Below are 17,445 nucleotides of genomic sequence, written 5' to 3'. Positions count from 1 at the left end.
AGATCAATGTTGATCTCCCTTTTTGTTTACCCCTTTTTTGTGTTTAAAAGCCCGTTTTTAAATTAAGCTCCATAAATTAGCAACATTGTTTGTAACTTAAACGCGTTTATACATTTACCGTTACCAGTATTGCTCTTATGAAGAAAATCCTCATCATTGATGATGAAGTTAATGTGGCTTTATTGCTATCTAAATTTTTAACCCGTAATGGCTTTGATGTGAGTACTGCCTCCAGCGGTACAAGTGGCATGGAAGCGCTTAAAAATGACGAGTTTAACCTGGTGCTATGCGATTTCAGGCTCGAAGATACCGATGGCCGCGAAATGCTCAGGAACATCAAAACCCAATACCCTAAAACCGGCGTTATTATTATAACCGGGTACTCGGATATAAAAATGGCGGTTGAACTGATAAAAATGGGCGCCTATGATTACATCACCAAGCCCTTATATCCCGACGAAATACTAAATACCATTAATAAGGCTGTCGAAACCCATTATGCCCTGGTTGAAGATACCGGCAGCGACAATAATGTGGTTGCCGAAAAATCAAAAAGCCGCGACAATAAAAAAGTGGTATTTGCCAGCGAATTTGTGGCCGGCAGCAGCAAATCGTCAAAAGAGCTGCAACGCCAGATAGAGCTGGTGGCCCCAACCAATTACAGTGTAATTATATTGGGTGAAAGTGGTACGGGTAAAGAGTCGGTGGCCAAAAGTATCCATTTGAACAGCCAGCGGCATAACCAGCCTTTCATCGCCATGGATTGCGGTTCGTTAACCAAAGAACTGGCAGCCAGCGAATTCTTTGGTCATGAAAAAGGATCATTCACCGGAGCCTTGTATACTAAAATTGGGCATTTTGAAATGGCTAATGGCGGTACTCTGTTTTTAGATGAAGTGGGCAACCTCTCCTATGAGATCCAGGCTGCCTTGCTGCGCACCGTTCAGGAGCGCAAAGTTAAAAGGATAGGCAGCACCAAGGAGATCGATCTGGATGTGCGCATTATTATAGCTACCAATGAGAGCTTGCAGGATGGTATATTAAAAGGCAAATTCAGGGAGGATCTGTACCACCGGTTTAATGAATTTACCATCTACATGCCGCCATTGCGTGAGCGGGGCAACGATATTATGCTGCTGGCAGATCATTTTTTAAAAATAGCCAATAATGAGCTGGGTCGTAATGTAACCACGTTTGCACCCGAGGTGATTGATTGTTTTATGAATTACCGCTGGCCGGGCAACATCCGCGAACTGAAAAACGTGATCAGGAGGGCGGCTTTACTGGCAGAGGATAACGAGATCACGATGAAGGCCTTGCCACTGGAGATATCCAACTTTAAAGTGCCCTCATTTGAACAATCTTACAACCAGGTAAGCGAGGTGCCAGAAGTAAAGGAACCACGGCACGACCTGAAAAACGCGGCCCTCGAAGCGGAATATGAAACCATTATTAAGGTTTTAAGAGAAGTGAACTTTAATAAAACAAAAGCGGCCGAAATATTAAACATCGACCGTAAAACCCTGTATAATAAAATGAAGGCTATCAACCTTAAATAAAATGGAAGATCAACAGGCAAGGAGTAATGACGACAACTTGCGTAAGTTAAAGCACGATATTAAAAATCAACTCTCCAATATTCACCTGGCTCTGGAGCAGTTGAAATATGAGATACCTGATCTTTCGGATGATTGCTTATTTTACCTGGATACCATTTTAACAAGTTCAACCCAGATAAACAATTTGCTAAACAATACCGATTAGCTCTTTTTAGTATCAAGTAGCTGGTATCAAGTATCAAGATATTTGTAAATTGGTGCACCATGCAATGTGGCTTAATGATCAATCATTATTCAAACAAATTTAGTGGATATCTGTACAATTAAAGTCTTGATACTTGATACCAACTACTCGATACTAAAATATAAAAATGTCAATTTTTAATTATAAACAACGCAATAACATTATCCTGGTAAGTATCATTATACTGGGGTGCTTTTTGCTGTATGCGCTAAGCGGTTTGTTCAGTTCGATATTGGGGGCTATTGTGTTGTTTACTATTTTCAGGCCGGTGTACCTTTACTTTGTCGAAAAAAAGGGATGGAACCGGGTAGCGGTAGCTTTGCTCATTATATTTGCATCCCTTATTGTTATCGTTATCCCCTTCTTGCTACTCAGTATCATGGTAGTGGGTAAAATATCAAGCATCGACATTAAATCCTTACCTATTGAACAATGGACATCCAAGATTGATGCCTTTGCGGCAACCAATCTGAACCAGCCCCGCTTTGCCGAAAATACACTTCAAAAGCTGGGCTCTTTTGGTACCGAACTTTTCCCATCTATATTAAGCAGCGCTGCCAATATCATTATTACCTTATTGGTATTGTACTTTCTGTTGTATTTTATGCTCACACAAATACGAGAGTTTGAGGCTGGTTTATTAAAGTACGCTCCATTCCGTGAACAACACGCGTTAAAATTTGCATCTGCCCTACGCGATTCTACCTATTCAAACGTTTTAGGGCAAGGAATAATAGCCGTTATACAGGGTACACTGCTGGCTATAGGCTTTTACGCATTTGGTATACCCGACGCGGTTTTTTGGGGAGTGATAGGCGCTTTTATATCCTTTTTGCCGGTAGTTGGGGCGCCAACGCTTTCTATACCTGCCAGTATTTTGCTGTTTGCGCAGGGGCATACGCTAAAAGGGGTTTTGCTGCTGATTTACGGTTTGCTGGTTATTGGTAATATTGATAATGTTTTGCGCATGATTATTAATAAGCGTATAGCTAATACCCACCCCATTATATCGGTTATTGGTGTGTTTATAGGCTTGCCGCTTTTTGGGATATTAGGCCTGGTTTTCGGACCGGTATTATTATCCTATTTTTTATTGTTACTGGAGATATACGAAACTAACAGATTGGCAGCCGACAGATTGGAACGGATACAGTCGTCGCCCGAAAACTGACAGATTGAATTGAATAGTTTTGTGAACATAAGGCAAAGCGCTATTGGGAGTTAAAAAAATAAATTATACAGAAATTGCAGAAAAATTGGCCGATCTGTAATATTTGGCAGGATATTTAATCATATTACAACAAATGTTCAACTTAAAATTATATTACAATGAATGATAACACAAAAGTAGTTGTTGCATTGCTTGCTGGCTTGGCAGCAGGAGCAGCCCTGGGTATTTTGTTTGCACCAGATAAAGGTAACGAAACACGTGACAAGCTAACTGAATCATTAAAAAACTTAGGCGAATCAATAAAAGATACCGCGGCTGCCGAAATTGATAACCTGGTTGGGTTTAAAGATAAAGTGGTTGAAAATATAAAATCAAAGATCAGAGGGGCCGAAGAAGAGTATCAGGACGATCTGGAACACGCATAATTTTACCTCATTCTTCGGTAAAAGAGAGCCAGGATATTAGATTCAAGAATCAAGAAGAGCAATTGGCGATTTGTCGTTATCTTCTGTCTTGATTCTTGACTCTAATATCTTGATTCGTATTGTTGAAAATATAAACTACATCTATGGAAGCCAAAAAAGAAACACCACCACCACTGCCACCTATTGTTGATCAGCTGAAGGAATATGCCGAAACGCGTTTTAAGCTTTTGAAATATGAGGCTATTGAAGGTGGAACTTCAATTTTAGCCAGTATGATCACGGATGTTATTACAGCCATAAGTATGGTGCTGGCCTTTATGTTTGCCAGTCTTACTTTAGCCTTTTACCTGGCTTACTTGTTAAATTCAGATTGGGAGGGCTTTGGCTGTGTGGCGCTTATTTATTTAATAATAGCCGTTGTTGTAAAGCTCAATAAGGAGCGTATTGAAAAGCCGTTGATCAATCTTTTCGTACAAAAACTATTTAAAAAATAAAGCATGGACGTTTCAATAAAAAATATCAATGATCTGCGGGAAGAGATTGCGAGGATACGCGTTATTGAAGCCCGCCAGGGCGAAGAACTGGCCAAGCGCTTTAGTAGCCCATCGGCCATATTTGCCAGCGTCATGTCGTTATTGAATTCAGGTAACAGAAACGACGGTGACGAGCACCCGGGTATTTTTAATCAGGACTTTTTTGGCCTGCTATCCAGGATCGTATTGCCGGTAACCTTGAATAAAACATTGTTTAAACGGTCAAACTTTTTGGTTAAAACCCTGGTTGGCCTGGTATCGCAAAAAGCTTCTAATTACATCAGCGGCGACGCGATCCACGGTTTATGGGATAAGGTAAAAGCGGTAGCTTCTTCTGTGCTGAAAAGTAAACCGGAAACACCCGCTAAAGGTATGCCCAATGTGCCGCCACCGGTGGTGATGTAGTTTTTGAGTCTTAAGTCTGAAGTAGAAAGGCTTAAGTTCTTAATGTTATTGTAGAGACGCATAATTGCGTCTTTTTTTATTTCTATGCACTGTACTTGGCCGCAGACGCAAATATGCATCTCTTTGTAAAAACCTTTGTACGGGCTACCAAAACAGCCCAAATTTTCACAGTTTGCAGAAAAGCCTATTTTTGCGTTTTATTTACAGAAGTGGGAAAAGATAAATTAAAACGCTTTGCTGAAATTGATACTTTTAGCAACGTATTACAATTAGATGCCGGTAAGCCTTTTAAAGGCGAGTGGAGCAAAGGTTTTTTTAAAAACAATAATCCGGTAGTGTTGGAACTGGCCTGCGGTAAAGGCGAATACACCGTGAACCTGGCCACCTTGTTTCCTGATAAAAATTTTATCGGTATTGATTATAAGGGCAACCGTATTTGGCGCGGTGCGAAAACCGCGCTGGAAGATGGTGTGCCTAATGTGGCCTTTTTGCGCATACAGATCGAAAACCTGCTGGATTATTTTGCTACTGGTGAGGTTGACGAGATCTGGATAACCTTTCCCGACCCGCAGCCACAGCTAAGCCGCGAAAAAAAGCGCCTTACCTCGCCTCGCTTCCTGGATAAATACATCGAAATATTAAAACCCGGTGGCTGTGTGAATTTAAAAACCGACAACGACGGTTTGCATGCCTATACTGCCGAAAAAATAGAAGAATTGAAACTCAGGCTCCATATCAAAACCGAAGACCTGTACCATTCGCCCTATGCAGATGAGGTGTTATCCATTAAAACCTATTACGAAAAGAAATATTTAAAGGATAATAAGAACATTAATTACCTTAAATTTTCGTTTGCGTAGGTAAGATTTGGGGACTATGGGATTACAGGACTTTAGGATAAAGAAACCAACTCACACGTCATTGCGAGGAGGAACGACGTGGCAATCCCCAATATACAGAGCGTTTCCGTAAGTCGGGGATTATTAATATTGTTAATTGTTTTTTCAAGGTATTAATGAGCTCCCGTTAATCGGTTATCCACGCTACGCCCGCTATGACATGGGGTTATTGAGTTTGTAAATCGGATCTTAGCTTTAAGTCTTTCGCTTTCGACTTTAAGCTTTTTATCATGGATGATATTAACTTCTTCGATAAAGTATACCAGGTGGCCCGGCTTATCCCGGTGGGGAGGGTAACCTCTTATGGTGCCATTGCCAGTTATTTGGGTACCAAAGGTTCATCGCGTATGGTGGGCTACGCCCTGCAGGCGGCGGGTAAGGTAGTGCCCAAAGTACCGGCGCACCGGGTGGTGAACAGGCAGGGCCTGCTTACCGCTAAATTTCACTTCGGTGGCAACCTCATGGCCGAACTGTTAGAAAGCGAAGGCGTAAAAGTAATTGACGATCAGGTACAGGATTTTAAAACCGTATTTTGGGATCCGAATATCGAGCTGGCTTTATAATTTAAAATCAATATTAGTTTTTTATGATACCCCTGAACATTTTATTTTACATCGTATTTTTTTTACGATTGATCACCATTTTTATTTCGGCACGGAATGAAAAAAAATTAAAAAAGCTGGGCGCTGTAGAATATGGCAAAGCCAATTCTACCGTACTGGTATTATTCCATTTTGCCTATTATGCTGCCTGCTTAGTTGAAGGTTATACCAAAGGCGCTTTTTATACCGACAACCTCACTACCTATGGGCTCATTATTTATATTGCAGCTATAGCCGTGCTTTATTATGTTATTTACGCCATCAGGCATGTATGGACAGTTAAGCTGATCATTGCACCAAAGCAATATCATACCCTGAATACCAACGCGCTGTTCAGGTTGGTAAAGCATCCTAATTACTTCCTGAATATTATACCCGAGCTTATTGGTATAGCGCTTGTTTTTCATGCCTGGTTTACTTTGATCATAGGCTTCCCGATTTATCTTATCCCGCTGATCATCCGGATAAGGCAGGAAGAAAAAGTGATGAAAGAGCACTTTGAACAATACTAAAGAGTAAAAGCTGCTACAGTATCTGCAATAGCTCCATGCGATTGCCGAAAGGATCTATAAAAGCAAAACGCTCCCTACCCGCTATCAAAGGCTCTTCCATAATTTCCAATCCATGCTTTTCCAGGTGTTTGCGGGCGGTCTTTACATCATCAATCTCAAAGGCAGTGTGCCTGATAGATCGGGGATGGCTTTCCTCTACCCCGATATGCAGTTCGATATCCGCTATCCGGAACCAATGGCCGGCAGATGAAAACACAGCAGGGCGCTCTATTTGCTCCAGGCCAATAACGTGGGTGTAAAACAGCCGGGCTTCTTCCTGTCTTTCGGGCGGCACACAGATGTGTATATGGTTGGCACGTTTAAAGTTGATCATGTGTTGTGTTTTACGGAATTCAGCGGGTACAAAAAAACCGTCTTCTTTACCCCGGATAATCCAAAGGTAAAAAAGACGGCCCTGAATATGGTGCAGCTACCGGAAAATATAATTCACACCGGCCTGGAATGAAGACTGATCTGCCGAGTAGTAAATGTATTTGGTGAGCGACGATGGCAGCCAGTAGCTTCCGTAAATCTCTACGCGCTTATTAACTTGTATGCCTGCTTTTATGGGAATTGCAAAGTCGAAGCCTTGGAAATCAGGATACTTGTTTTGATTTACAACGGTAGTTGTAGAGCCAAAATTATAGATGGTGGCAAAATTGTAATTATTGTATTTATAAGCATTCATGGCCAAACCAACATCAATAAAGGCCTTAAGTTTATCTGTTGAATAAAAGTTATAGATTACCTGTGGTATGGCCGCCAGGTGATATAGCTTAACATCAAGTGCATTGGTAACAGAACTTGCGCCTGATCCAGAAGAGGCTTCGGCGAACTGATAGCGATTAATAGCTCCGGCAAACTCCAGCCTGAAAAGTAACTTTTCTGTATATTTATTGATCAGGATATCTAACCCGGCTGTAATAACAGGCGAAAAAGTCTTATCATTTGCGCCATTGCTAAACGGGTTGCCTGAGCTGGCAGCCCCTTTAAACTGAAGTTTACTGTAACGGGCGCCTGCTCCCGCAAAAAAACGAATACCGGAGGTGGTGTGGATCGCCTGTTGAGTGGCTTTGCCGCCGTTTAGCGCGATAACAATAGCTGTAAGGTCACTTTCAGAATAACTGGCCTTTTGTATGCGGGTCAAAATTTTGGTATCGCCGGGCAGGTATTGAAAGGCTTGCCTTAGCAGCTGATTTATGTAGCTGTTAACAACGGCAACGGATTGGCGCTCATCGTTAAAGTATTGGTATTGCTTTAGCCATTCAATAGTATGGGTTTGTTTGTTAAACAGGTAGTACCTGGGTTTTACGTTATCTGTCCATACATAAAGCGAAACATTTTTGCCGTTAACCAGGCTTTTTAAAAAAACAGTATCTGTGGTATAAGCCGTATCCAGGGTGTGGCTTAGTTTTGCAAGATCAACCTCACTGGTGCTAATGTTAACGGTAAACTTGTCATAATATTCGGCGCCTGTTATGGCAAAGGCATTGGCGTTTGTAACTGTGAACTTTTGTGGTTGGGCGTTTTGTGTTTGTTTAAAGGTGATTTCCCGTGGATTTTTTATCCATTCACGATAATTGATAAATCCTTTAAGGGTGTCATTTTTACCGTCAATAACATAACCGGGTTTGTAATTGCTTTGGGCTTGTAAAAAAAGCGTGGTCTGTGATAACAAAAACAGCAGACAAAATAATTGTTTCATTTATAAGAATTAGGTCTGCAAAAGTATATCAAATAAATCGACAGATGTATTGGGGATAAAAATTTATTTAAAAAGATTATAGTACAACACCTGAATGCTAATGAAATTAGTAAATTTGTGTCAATAACAACCCTGAATTTGCACAAAAAGCAGGGCTGTTTAATAAGGAAAAAAATGGAAAAAAAAACCGCGCGCTTAGTATGTACATATTTGGCAATTGGATAATTGACACTTTTTAAATTTTTTAAAACATATCAAAAGCTTATCAAAAAGTGTTAAATCGAAGGTTTTGAATTTATTTCAAGTTGTTTTTAACCCGCTTTTGCCTACTTTTTAAACAAAAAAATGTTAAAATCATACCTTTAAAAAGTTTGTAAACAATCACTAATTCACTAACTCAATAATTTACTAATTGAACTACCGTGGGAAAACTTGTAGAAGAATTTGACGCCTATCGTACCAAAATGAATGATAGGATCATGGAAACCGCCAACACCAATATCAAGCGCTTTTTCGCACTGGATACCACCAGTTATGCCGACGGCGCGCTGGATGTTAAAACCAAAGAAATGCTGGGCCTGGTAGCCAGTATGGTTTTGCGCTGCGACGATTGTATTAAATATCACCTGGGCAAATGCCATGAAGCCGGTGTAAACAGCGATGAAATGAATGAAATATTCATGATAGCCAACCTGGTAGGCGGCTCTATCGTGATACCCCACTACCGCAGGGCGGTAGAGTATTGGGATGAGTTGAATGAGGCTTAGTAAGTAACGGGTTGTTGTAAGCTAATTAGAAAGTTAGTTTTAGCCCTACATTAACCCGCGCGTCATTGCGAGGAGGAACGACGTGGCAATCCCCGATTAGCGGAGCCGCTCTGTAAGTAGGGGATTGCCACGCTATCGCTCGCAATGACGGGTTCTATAATTTTTAATCAAATAGATGATATGACTAATCCAAACTTAACCCGCTGCGCATGGGCTGGTACCGATCCTTTGTACATGAAATATCATGACGAAGAATGGGGTAAAGAAACCCATGATGATAAAGTACTGTTTGAGTTCCTGATACTGGAATCGGCACAGGCCGGTTTAAGCTGGATCACCATTTTGCGCCGCCGCGATAATTACCGCAAAGCATTTGCTGATTTTGATGTGAAAAAAGTAGCTGCCTTTACCGATGCCGATGTGGAGCGCCTGATGCAGGATGCGGGCATCATCCGTAACCGATTAAAAATTCTGGCAGCCATTACCAATGCTCAATTGTTTATCCAGGTGCAAAAGGAGTTTGGCTCGTTTGATCAATACCTGTACAGCTTTATGCCCGATGGAAAACCGATCATCAATCACCCCGAGCGGAGCGTTCCTGCCAGTACGCCCATATCTGATGCCATCAGCAAGGATATGAAAAAGCGGGGCTTTAAGTTTTTTGGCACCACCATTTGCTACGCGCACATGCAAGCCACCGGGATGGTTAACGATCACCTGGCTACTTGCGATTTTAGGTAGGGGATTTCACCGATTAGTTAGGGATTTCACCGATTTTTGGAGAATGAATTTTGGATTTGATTTTTAGAATGCGCTTGGCCACTATTCATCAACATAAATTGTATTTTTGAAAAGATACAATTCAATTTAGTCTTTAACATATATCAACTGATAATCAGTGAAATCACAAGATAGATCGGTGAAATCACATAAAATCAGTGTAATCATAACCAATGAAAAAACTATTTCTTTTGGATGGCATGGCCCTTATTTACCGTGCGCATTTTGCTTTAAGTAAGAGTCCGCGGTTTACGTCGAATGGCTTAAATACCTCGGCGGTAATGGGTTTCACCAATACCCTGCTGGATGTTTTGAAAAAAGAAAAGCCAACACATATGGCCGTGGTATTTGATACCGATGCCCCTACCGAACGTCATACCGATTATGAGGCCTATAAAGCCCATCGCGAGGCTATGCCCGAGGACTTGTCCAAAGCCCTGCCCTATGTGATCAAGGTGATACTGGGTTTCAATATTCCGGTAATCACTTCCGATGGTTATGAGGCAGATGATATCATTGGCACCCTGGCTAAAAAGGCCGAACAAAAGGGTTACCAGGTATACTGCATGACCCCCGATAAAGACTTCGCGCAGCTGGTATCCGAAAATATCCGCATCTACAAACCGGCCCGCATGGGTAACGAAATGGAGATACTGGGTGTGAAAGAAGTGTTGGAGAAATGGGAAATTGAACGCGTAGAACAGGTTATAGATATTTTGGGTTTATGGGGCGACGCGGTGGATAATATCCCCGGTATCCCCGGCATTGGCGAAAAAACAGCCAAAGCCCTTATCAAACAATATGGCTCGATGGAAGAGATCATTGCCCATAGCCATGAGTTAAAAGGCAAGCAGCGCGAAAACGTGGAACAATATGCCGAACAGGGCTTACTCTCCAAAAAGCTGGCTACCATCCTGCTGAATGTTCCTGTTGAGCTGGACGAAGAAGGTTTGGCAATGGGTGAGCCAAGCAAAGATCTTTTAGAGCCGCTTTTTGCCGAACTGGAATTCCGCACTTTAGGGCGCCGGGTTTTTGGCGACGACTTTAGCGTTACCGAACTAAAGGCTGTTTCAGTTCAAACCGATCTGTTTGGTGACCCTGTGGCTACCGCCCGCACCACGATGACGGTTGATGTGGAGGACATTTATGAACCGCCCGCTACCGCGGCTAAAAATATTGACAATGTACCGCATGAGTATCACCTGGCTGACACGCCGGAGAAACGTGCGGAACTGATATCGCTGTTACTCAAACAGCAAACCATTTGTTTTGATACCGAAACCACCGGCACCGATGCTAATTATTGTGAGCTGGTAGGCCTGTCATTCGCGGTAAAACCGGGCGAGGCATGGTATGTACCCGTTCCGGAAAATCAGGATGAAGCCAAAAGTATCGTGACCGAATTTAAGCCCGTACTGGAGCATGAAGGCATCAGCAAAATAGGGCAAAACATTAAGTTTGATATCCTGATACTTAAATGGTACGGTATTGAAGTAAAAGGTGCCCTGTTTGACACCATGATGGCGCACTACGTGATCGATCCGGATACGCGCCATGGCATGGATATTCTTTCGGAAAACTACCTGGGTTATAAACCGGTTTCCATCACTACGCTCATCGGTCCCAAAGGCAAAAATCAGGGCAATATGCGCGATGTGGAGATTGAAAAGATTAAAGAATACGCCGCCGAGGATGCCGACATCACCCTGCAGCTTAAAGATATTTTTGAACCCAAACTAAAGCAGGTAGAAAGCGAAAAACTCATCAACGAAATTGAACACCCGCTGATATATGTGCTGGCCGATATGGAGTTTGAGGGTGTAAAGATCGATCATGATACCCTGCGCGAATTCTCCAAGCAACTGGAAACCGATATTGCCGGTTTTGAAAAAACAGTGTACGAAAAAGCAGGAGTGCGGTTCAACATCGCATCGCCAAAACAACTGGGCGAGGTGCTGTTTGAAAAACTGATGCTTGATCCCAAAGCCAAAAAAACCAAAACCGGCCAATACCAAACCGGCGAGGATGTACTGCTTTCCCTTGCTGCCAAAAGCGATATTGTACGCGATATCCTCGATTTCCGCCAGTTACAAAAGTTGAAATCAACTTATGTAGACGCGCTGCCAACTATGGTGAACCCTAAAACGGGTCGTGTGCATACCTCCTATAACCAGGCTGTAGCCGCCACCGGTCGCCTAAGCAGCGTGAACCCCAACCTGCAAAATATCCCTATCCGTACCGAACGCGGTCGTGAAGTGAGGAAAGCTTTTATCCCCCGTGATAGCGGGCACAGTATTGTATCTGCCGATTATTCGCAGATAGAGCTGCGCATTATTGCCGAGATCAGTAAAGACCCCAACATGATGCAGGCCTTTATTGATAACCTGGATATCCACACGGCTACAGCCGCCAATGTATACGGCGTGGCACTGGATGAAGTAACCAGCGATCAGCGCCGTAATGCCAAGGCGGTAAACTTTGGTATCATCTATGGGCAGTCGGCATTTGGCTTGTCGCAAAACCTGGGTATCCCGCGTAAGGAGGCTGCCGATATTATTGAACAGTACTTTGCCCAGTTCCCCGGTATCAAACAATACATGAGCGATACCATGAACTTTGCCCGCGAAAATGGTTATGTAACCACGCTGATGGGCAGGCGCAGGTATCTGCGCGATATCAATTCGGCCAATGCTACCGTACGCGGTTTTGCCGAGCGAAATGCCATTAACGCGCCAATACAAGGTTCGGCTGCCGATATGATCAAGATAGCCATGATCAACATTCACCGCGAAATAAAAGCCCAAAAACTGGAAGCCAAAATGACCATGCAGGTACATGATGAGTTGGTGTTTGATGTGCCCAATCACGAAATTGAACTGATAAAACCCATCATTATGCACAACATGAAAACCGCCATCAAAACCGAAGTGCCTATCATGGTAGAGATTGGTACAGGATTAAACTGGCTCGAAGCGCATTAAGGGGAGAGGCAAGAGATAAGAATCAAGAAATAAGATTTACTGTCCGCTCAGGGTCTCTCGCAGGGACCCTGAGTTTGCATACAGCCACAAGGTCCCTTTTAGGAGACCCAGAGGAGGCGAAAGGGAGCATATGAAAAGGCACAATGAAAAATAGTGACAAAAAGCGGGCTGTCACCCTGAGCTCCGTCGAAGGGTAGAGCGCAAAGGCCTGTCCACCATGCTTCGACGATGCTCAGCATGACAGCCTTTTTGGATAGCCCCGCAGTCGCTCGGCTCCAGCCGGGTGACCATTATTAACCGGCCTCCGGCCGAAATTGCGAACATCTTCTAATCGTTGGCGATAATTTATTTACGAATAAGATAAAATATAAGCGATTTTAGAATCATTGGGCTTGCTTAGTGTATCCAAATACCCAACCCGGTATTGGCTGTTTTCTGCGTTTTTGGTACAAATACCGCAACTTAAGCTGCAAAATCTTAATAAGTTTTTTACAATAATCTGTCTAAATTTCAAAAACTATATTAATTCAGATAGGTTTCTCTTTTAGCAATCTTTGCTTAAATTGAACCAATAAAACCTTAATGAAAATATACCATCTGAGTGCCGAATGTTACCCCGTTGCCAAAGTTGGCGGCCTTGCTGATGTGGTTGGTGCATTGCCCAAATACCAAAATCAGGCGGGTTTGCAGGCGGCCGTTGTAATGCCTTTTTACGATCGTAAATTCACCCGCGAAAACGAGTTTGAAGTGGTTTTCAGCGCGGCCACGCTATTAGGCACACGCAGGCTTTTTTTTGAAATACTGAAAGAAAAAACCGATAAACTGGGTTTTGAGCTATACCTGGTAAAGATTCCCGGACTGATTGATCGTGAAAATATATACAGCTACCCGGATGAGCGGGAGCAGTTTATTGCCTTTCAGCTGGCTTTTTTAGATTGGATAAGCTACAGCGGGCAATCACCTGATGTGATTCATTGTCATGATCATCACTCGGGCCTGGTGCCATTCCTGTTGTATCACTCTAAATTGTACCAACGTCTGGCCAATACGCCTACGGTGTTCACCATCCATAACGGGCAGTATCATGGCGCTTTTGGCTGGGACAATCTGTCGTACCTGCCCGAGATCGACCTCACAAAAACAGGTTTGCTGGACTGGGCCGGTGGCATTAACCCGCTGGCTGCGGCTGTAAAATGCTGCTGGAAATATACCACGGTATCGCCTACTTACCTGCACGAGCTTACGATGAACTCCAATGGGTTGGAATACCTGTTCTGGACGGAAAGCGCTAAAGGCTATGGCATTATCAATGGTATTGATACCGACGTATGGAACCCGCAGACCGATGCCATGATCGCTGCAAAATTTACAGCCAAACAAATAGCCAAAGGAAAACTGGCCAATAAAACGGTGATCTGCGAAAGGTTTGGATTGGATGTAAGCAAACCGCTTTTTGTATTCATCGGCAGGTTGGTGGTAGAGAAAGGTGCCGATCTGCTTCCTGAAGCTATTGAACGCACTATTCAAGATAATGAGGGAGAAGCCAGCTTCCTGATCCTGGGTTCGGGTGATAAGGAAATGGAAACAGCCCTGTTGGAATTGAAAGAAAAATATCCCGGCCAGTGTAATGTATTCATCGGTTATGACGAAGCCCTTGCTCACCTCATTTATGCCGGTGCCGATTTTTTACTGATGCCTTCGCGGGTTGAACCTTGCGGCCTTAACCAGCTATACTCTTTACGTTATGGCACCATGCCGCTGGTGCGCAGTACCGGTGGATTGATAGACTCGGTAATTGATTTTGGCGACGAGGGCGGCTATGGCATCCGCTTTAATAATGCCAGTGTGGATGATATTTATCATGCTATTTTCCGCGCCAACGTATTGTATAAAAACCAAACCCAGCTGCAACAGCTGCGGAAACGCATGATGGCGCTCGATTTTTCGTGGGACCGTTCGGCAAAAGAATATATTGATCTGTATGAAAGTTTAAACCCTACGAGATATGACATCTAAAGTAATTTCCATTGTACTTGGCGGTGGCCAGGGCAGTCGTTTATCCCCCCTGACGGCTACACGCTCTAAACCCGCGGTTCCTATTGCCGGCAAATACCGCCTGGTTGATATCCCTATTTCCAACTGCCTGCACTCGGGTATCACACGTATTTATGTATTAACGCAATTTAACTCGGCATCGTTAAATAAGCACATCAAAAATACCTATCACTTTAGCAGCTTTAGTGATGCTTTTGTGGATATTTTGGCAGCGGAACAAACGCCTACAAGTGGAGCTTGGTTTCAGGGTACGGCCGACGCCGTGAGGCAAAGTTTGCACCATTTAGCCGTTCATGAGTTTGATTATGTGCTAATCCTGTCGGGCGATCAGTTATACCAGATGGATTTTGAAGAGATGATCAATCACCATATGGATACAGGCGCTGATATTTCCATAGCTACTATTCCGGTTGATGCCGCGGATGTGCCGGGTTTTGGTATCTTAAAAACAGATGAGAACAGCATGGTTACCGCTTTTGTTGAAAAACCCAAATCGGATTTTGAAAGCTGGGCATCTGATGTAAGCGACGAAATGAAGGCCGAAGGCAGGGTTTACCTGGCCTCGATGGGTATTTATATATTTAACCGCAAGCTTTTATATGAGCTGCTGGAAGGGAACGATCGCACCGATTTTGGTAAAGAGATCATCCCGCAATCCATCGCCGAATATAAGGTGGCAAGCTTCCAGTACGAAGGTTACTGGACAGACATAGGTACCATTCCATCATTTTTTGAAGCCAATCTGGGTTTAACAGATGATATCCCCAAGTTTAACCTGTTTGGCGAAAACCATATTTACACCAGGGCGCGTATGCTGCCGCCATCAAAAATATCGGGCACAACGATGGAAAAATCTATCATTGCCGATGGTTGTATCATCAATGCCAAACGCATCACCCGCTCGCTCATCGGTATCCGTACCCGTATTGGTGTAGAAACCATCATTGAAAACTGTTATGTAATGGGTAACGACAGCTATCAGACACTGGAGCAAATAGCCGAATTGAAATTGAGCCACTCGCCTATAATGGGTATTGGTGAACACTGCCAGATCAGGAATGCTATTATTGATAAAAACACCTACATCGGTAACAATGTTAAAATAAACATGGGTAAAACACTGCCCGACGGAGATTTTGACACGCATACTGTACAGGACGGCATTGTAGTGATCAAAAAACGGGCAGTTATACCAGACGGAACAGTGATTTAACTAAAAATTAATACAAACATTTCATATTTAATTTGTTATAGATATAATAACCATTTAAACGGAACAAGTATGAAAAAAGCAATTTGTATGATCGCTTTAGCTGCGATCTCTGCCAGCACGGTGTTTGCGTATGCCCCAGTAAAGAAAACCGATGGTACCGTGCAAACGGATACTACCAAGACCAAGAAAAAGTGGAAACACAAAAAAGAAAAGAAAGATTCTACTAAAAAAGATACCACAAAAATGTAATCATCTTTCTTTCACCAGCAAAAAGGCCTCCCGATGTTTTCAGGAGGCCTTTTTGTTTAGTATGTTATTTTAATAATCTTGTCATCCTGCGGAACGAAGGATCTATTTGTAAATATGCATGGTGTAGATCAGATGCTTCACTTCGTTCAGCATGACAATAAAAAAAAAGACCCTACAGCTCTATCGTTTCCCCTACCGCTGGCAATTTAAGGTTAATACCAGCCTTCACAAACTTCTCCCTTACCTCATCTTTATTGATTTCGATCACCGGGAACGAATCATAGTGCATACCGATGATGTTTTTGCAATTGATAAAAGCGCTTGCTTTGATGGCGTCATCGGCACCCATGGTATAGTTGTCGCCCAGCGGCAAATAAGCCCAGGCAAGGTTATCATCGGCCAGTAATTTCATATCATAGGTAAGCGCGGTATCGCCGGCAAAGTATATGTTCTTACCTTCGTTGGTGTAGATCACAAATCCGGCGGGGTTACCACCCGGCGCGCCGTCGGGCATAGTGCTGGAGTGGATGGCATTCACCATTTTAACGCGTCCGAATTCAAAGTTGAACCCGCCGCCAATGTTCATGCCGTGTACATTGTCGATACCTTTATTGCCAAGCCAGTTGGCAATTTCGGCTATACAGATCACTTTGGCACCGCTGTTTTTTTGTACCTCGATCAGGTCAGCAACATGATCGCCATGGCCGTGCGATACCAGGATGTAATGGGGCTTAATGGTATGGATGTCAATATCTTTAGCCAGCGCGTTATGGGTGATAAAAGGATCAAACAGCAGTTTTTTGCCGCCTGTTTCTATCTCAATGGTCGATTGTCCGTAATAGGTAGTTTTCATTTTTTTGTTATTTGTTTTGATGGGTCAAAGCTAAATACTTATAACTAAATGTTGCAACATATAAGTATCTCGTGGCAGAAAAGTTACAAAGAAGAGCTGCCTTAGAGTTGTGTGACTCCCTCCCTTGGGAGAGGCGATTAGAGATGCTCCGGAGGAGTAAAAGCTTTGTAGAAAACAAATTACAAGCATCTGGCATGCCGTAGGTATGCAACCTGAGTATAGTACCTACGGCACTGAATTGGGATTGGCTTTTTCTACCTACAAAGCTTTAAGCCCTATGGGGTTTACAAAATTCTTGCGGGGAAGGGGTTTATTCGTGACGCAGGTAGCAGAGAACCCCTCCCCGCCACAACACTATCCATCGCGCCCCTCCCAAGGAGGGAATTTTAGCTGCAAATAAAAATAGACTATGAAAAGACATTTACCCTAAAAGGGTGTCATGCTGAGCCCTGT

18 protein-coding genes are annotated in these 17,445 nt (G+C 43.1%); 15 read left to right on the top strand and 3 right to left on the bottom strand.

Features of this window, described 5'->3' with window-relative positions:
- The first annotated feature begins 137 nt into the window (after nucleotides 1–137).
- The 9 genes from ACTJKG_RS02680 (at nucleotide 138) to ACTJKG_RS02640 (ending at nucleotide 6,350) form a co-directional block, all read left to right on the top strand.
- On the top strand, nucleotides 138–1,559 hold the full coding sequence (locus ACTJKG_RS02680) for a sigma-54-dependent transcriptional regulator (protein ID WP_172334395.1): 1,422 nt from the start codon (nucleotides 138–140) through the stop codon (nucleotides 1,557–1,559).
- Nucleotide 1,560: 1 nt separating this feature from the next.
- Nucleotides 1,561–1,764 carry a hypothetical protein gene (locus tag ACTJKG_RS02675; RefSeq protein WP_172334396.1) on the top strand — a complete coding sequence of 68 codons (204 nt, stop codon included), beginning with the start codon at nucleotides 1,561–1,563 and terminating at the stop codon, nucleotides 1,762–1,764.
- Between the two features lie 166 nt (nucleotides 1,765–1,930).
- Nucleotides 1,931–2,974 carry an AI-2E family transporter gene (locus ACTJKG_RS02670; RefSeq protein ID WP_172334397.1) on the top strand — a complete coding sequence of 348 codons (1,044 nt, stop codon included), beginning with the start codon at nucleotides 1,931–1,933 and terminating at the stop codon, nucleotides 2,972–2,974.
- A gap of 158 nt (nucleotides 2,975–3,132) precedes the next feature.
- Nucleotides 3,133–3,399: a YtxH domain-containing protein gene (locus ACTJKG_RS02665; RefSeq protein ID WP_172334398.1), complete on the top strand. Its 267-nt coding sequence runs from the start codon at nucleotides 3,133–3,135 to the stop codon at nucleotides 3,397–3,399.
- 143 nt (nucleotides 3,400–3,542) lie between these two features.
- Nucleotides 3,543–3,893, top strand: a complete 351-nt coding sequence (locus ACTJKG_RS02660; RefSeq protein WP_172334399.1) for a phage holin family protein — start codon at nucleotides 3,543–3,545, stop codon at nucleotides 3,891–3,893.
- A 3-nt stretch (nucleotides 3,894–3,896) separates the two neighbouring features.
- On the top strand, nucleotides 3,897–4,337 hold the full coding sequence (locus ACTJKG_RS02655; RefSeq protein ID WP_440738274.1) for a hypothetical protein: 441 nt from the start codon (nucleotides 3,897–3,899) through the stop codon (nucleotides 4,335–4,337).
- 209 nt (nucleotides 4,338–4,546) lie between these two features.
- Complete coding sequence (trmB, locus tag ACTJKG_RS02650) at nucleotides 4,547–5,197, top strand: tRNA (guanosine(46)-N7)-methyltransferase TrmB (RefSeq protein WP_440738273.1); 651 nt, start codon at nucleotides 4,547–4,549, stop codon at nucleotides 5,195–5,197.
- 269 nt (nucleotides 5,198–5,466) lie between these two features.
- Entirely contained in the window at nucleotides 5,467–5,799 is a 333-nt protein-coding gene (locus tag ACTJKG_RS02645) for an MGMT family protein (RefSeq protein WP_440738272.1), read from the top strand.
- Nucleotides 5,800–5,822: 23 nt separating this feature from the next.
- Nucleotides 5,823–6,350 (top strand): isoprenylcysteine carboxyl methyltransferase family protein, encoded by a 528-nt coding sequence (locus tag ACTJKG_RS02640; protein WP_172334403.1) that lies wholly within the window; start codon nucleotides 5,823–5,825, stop codon nucleotides 6,348–6,350.
- Between the two features lie 13 nt (nucleotides 6,351–6,363).
- Here the strand turns inward: ACTJKG_RS02640 and ACTJKG_RS02635 are convergent, their stop codons facing one another.
- Nucleotides 6,364–6,723, bottom strand: a complete 360-nt coding sequence (locus ACTJKG_RS02635; protein WP_172334404.1) for a VOC family protein — start codon at nucleotides 6,721–6,723, stop codon at nucleotides 6,364–6,366.
- Nucleotides 6,724–6,819: 96 nt separating this feature from the next.
- Nucleotides 6,820–8,094: a hypothetical protein gene (locus ACTJKG_RS02630; protein ID WP_440738271.1), complete on the bottom strand. Its 1,275-nt coding sequence runs from the start codon at nucleotides 8,092–8,094 to the stop codon at nucleotides 6,820–6,822.
- 422 nt (nucleotides 8,095–8,516) lie between these two features.
- On the opposite strand from ACTJKG_RS02630, the gene ACTJKG_RS02625 reads away from it, so the two are divergent.
- The 6 genes from ACTJKG_RS02625 (at nucleotide 8,517) to ACTJKG_RS02600 (ending at nucleotide 16,139) form a co-directional block, all read left to right on the top strand.
- A complete protein-coding gene (locus ACTJKG_RS02625; protein WP_090472938.1) occupies nucleotides 8,517–8,861 on the top strand; it encodes a carboxymuconolactone decarboxylase family protein in 345 nt (114 codons plus the stop codon).
- Nucleotides 8,862–9,041: 180 nt separating this feature from the next.
- Nucleotides 9,042–9,602, top strand: coding sequence for a DNA-3-methyladenine glycosylase I (locus ACTJKG_RS02620; protein WP_172334406.1), 561 nt, complete (start codon nucleotides 9,042–9,044; stop codon nucleotides 9,600–9,602).
- Between the two features lie 212 nt (nucleotides 9,603–9,814).
- Nucleotides 9,815–12,622, top strand: coding sequence for a DNA polymerase I (polA, locus tag ACTJKG_RS02615; protein WP_440738270.1), 2,808 nt, complete (start codon nucleotides 9,815–9,817; stop codon nucleotides 12,620–12,622).
- A 582-nt stretch (nucleotides 12,623–13,204) separates the two neighbouring features.
- Entirely contained in the window at nucleotides 13,205–14,638 is a 1,434-nt protein-coding gene (locus tag ACTJKG_RS02610; protein ID WP_172334408.1) for a glycogen synthase, read from the top strand.
- Entirely contained in the window at nucleotides 14,628–15,890 is a 1,263-nt protein-coding gene (locus ACTJKG_RS02605) for a glucose-1-phosphate adenylyltransferase (RefSeq protein ID WP_172334409.1), read from the top strand. Before ACTJKG_RS02610 ends, ACTJKG_RS02605 begins: the two co-directional genes overlap by 11 nt.
- Nucleotides 15,891–15,959: 69 nt before the next feature.
- Nucleotides 15,960–16,139 (top strand): hypothetical protein, encoded by a 180-nt coding sequence (locus ACTJKG_RS02600; protein ID WP_172334410.1) that lies wholly within the window; start codon nucleotides 15,960–15,962, stop codon nucleotides 16,137–16,139.
- 172 nt (nucleotides 16,140–16,311) lie between these two features.
- On the opposite strand, the gene ACTJKG_RS02595 is transcribed toward ACTJKG_RS02600, so the two are convergent.
- Nucleotides 16,312–16,992 (bottom strand): metal-dependent hydrolase, encoded by a 681-nt coding sequence (locus ACTJKG_RS02595; RefSeq protein ID WP_172334411.1) that lies wholly within the window; start codon nucleotides 16,990–16,992, stop codon nucleotides 16,312–16,314.
- Between the last annotated feature and the right edge of the window lie 453 nt (nucleotides 16,993–17,445).

Origin of the sequence: Mucilaginibacter sp. 22184 (assembly GCF_052045695.1) — a bacterium.
Lineage (GTDB): Bacteria > Bacteroidota > Bacteroidia > Sphingobacteriales > Sphingobacteriaceae > Mucilaginibacter.
The sequence above is the reverse complement of the archived record's forward strand: the minus strand, read 5'-3'. Positions and strand labels throughout refer to the sequence as shown.

Excerpts from the sequence above, each read along its gene's own strand:
- ACTJKG_RS02680 (WP_172334395.1), top strand. The coding sequence starts at position 138 with ATGAAGAAAATCCTCATCATTGATGATGAAGTTAATGTGGCTTTATTG.
- ACTJKG_RS02675 (WP_172334396.1), top strand. The coding sequence starts at position 1,561 with ATGGAAGATCAACAGGCAAGGAGTAATGACGACAACTTGCGTAAGTTA.
- ACTJKG_RS02670 (WP_172334397.1), top strand. The coding sequence starts at position 1,931 with ATGTCAATTTTTAATTATAAACAACGCAATAACATTATCCTGGTAAGT.
- ACTJKG_RS02665 (WP_172334398.1), top strand. The coding sequence starts at position 3,133 with ATGAATGATAACACAAAAGTAGTTGTTGCATTGCTTGCTGGCTTGGCA.
- ACTJKG_RS02660 (WP_172334399.1), top strand. The coding sequence starts at position 3,543 with ATGGAAGCCAAAAAAGAAACACCACCACCACTGCCACCTATTGTTGAT.
- ACTJKG_RS02655 (WP_440738274.1), top strand. The coding sequence starts at position 3,897 with ATGGACGTTTCAATAAAAAATATCAATGATCTGCGGGAAGAGATTGCG.
- ACTJKG_RS02645 (WP_440738272.1), top strand. The coding sequence starts at position 5,467 with ATGGATGATATTAACTTCTTCGATAAAGTATACCAGGTGGCCCGGCTT.
- ACTJKG_RS02640 (WP_172334403.1), top strand. The coding sequence starts at position 5,823 with ATGATACCCCTGAACATTTTATTTTACATCGTATTTTTTTTACGATTG.
- ACTJKG_RS02635 (WP_172334404.1), bottom strand. The coding sequence starts at position 6,723 with ATGATCAACTTTAAACGTGCCAACCATATACACATCTGTGTGCCGCCC.
- ACTJKG_RS02630 (WP_440738271.1), bottom strand. The coding sequence starts at position 8,094 with ATGAAACAATTATTTTGTCTGCTGTTTTTGTTATCACAGACCACGCTT.
- ACTJKG_RS02620 (WP_172334406.1), top strand. The coding sequence starts at position 9,042 with ATGACTAATCCAAACTTAACCCGCTGCGCATGGGCTGGTACCGATCCT.
- polA (WP_440738270.1), top strand. The coding sequence starts at position 9,815 with ATGAAAAAACTATTTCTTTTGGATGGCATGGCCCTTATTTACCGTGCG.
- ACTJKG_RS02610 (WP_172334408.1), top strand. The coding sequence starts at position 13,205 with ATGAAAATATACCATCTGAGTGCCGAATGTTACCCCGTTGCCAAAGTT.
- ACTJKG_RS02605 (WP_172334409.1), top strand. The coding sequence starts at position 14,628 with ATGACATCTAAAGTAATTTCCATTGTACTTGGCGGTGGCCAGGGCAGT.
- ACTJKG_RS02600 (WP_172334410.1), top strand. The coding sequence starts at position 15,960 with ATGAAAAAAGCAATTTGTATGATCGCTTTAGCTGCGATCTCTGCCAGC.
- ACTJKG_RS02595 (WP_172334411.1), bottom strand. The coding sequence starts at position 16,992 with ATGAAAACTACCTATTACGGACAATCGACCATTGAGATAGAAACAGGC.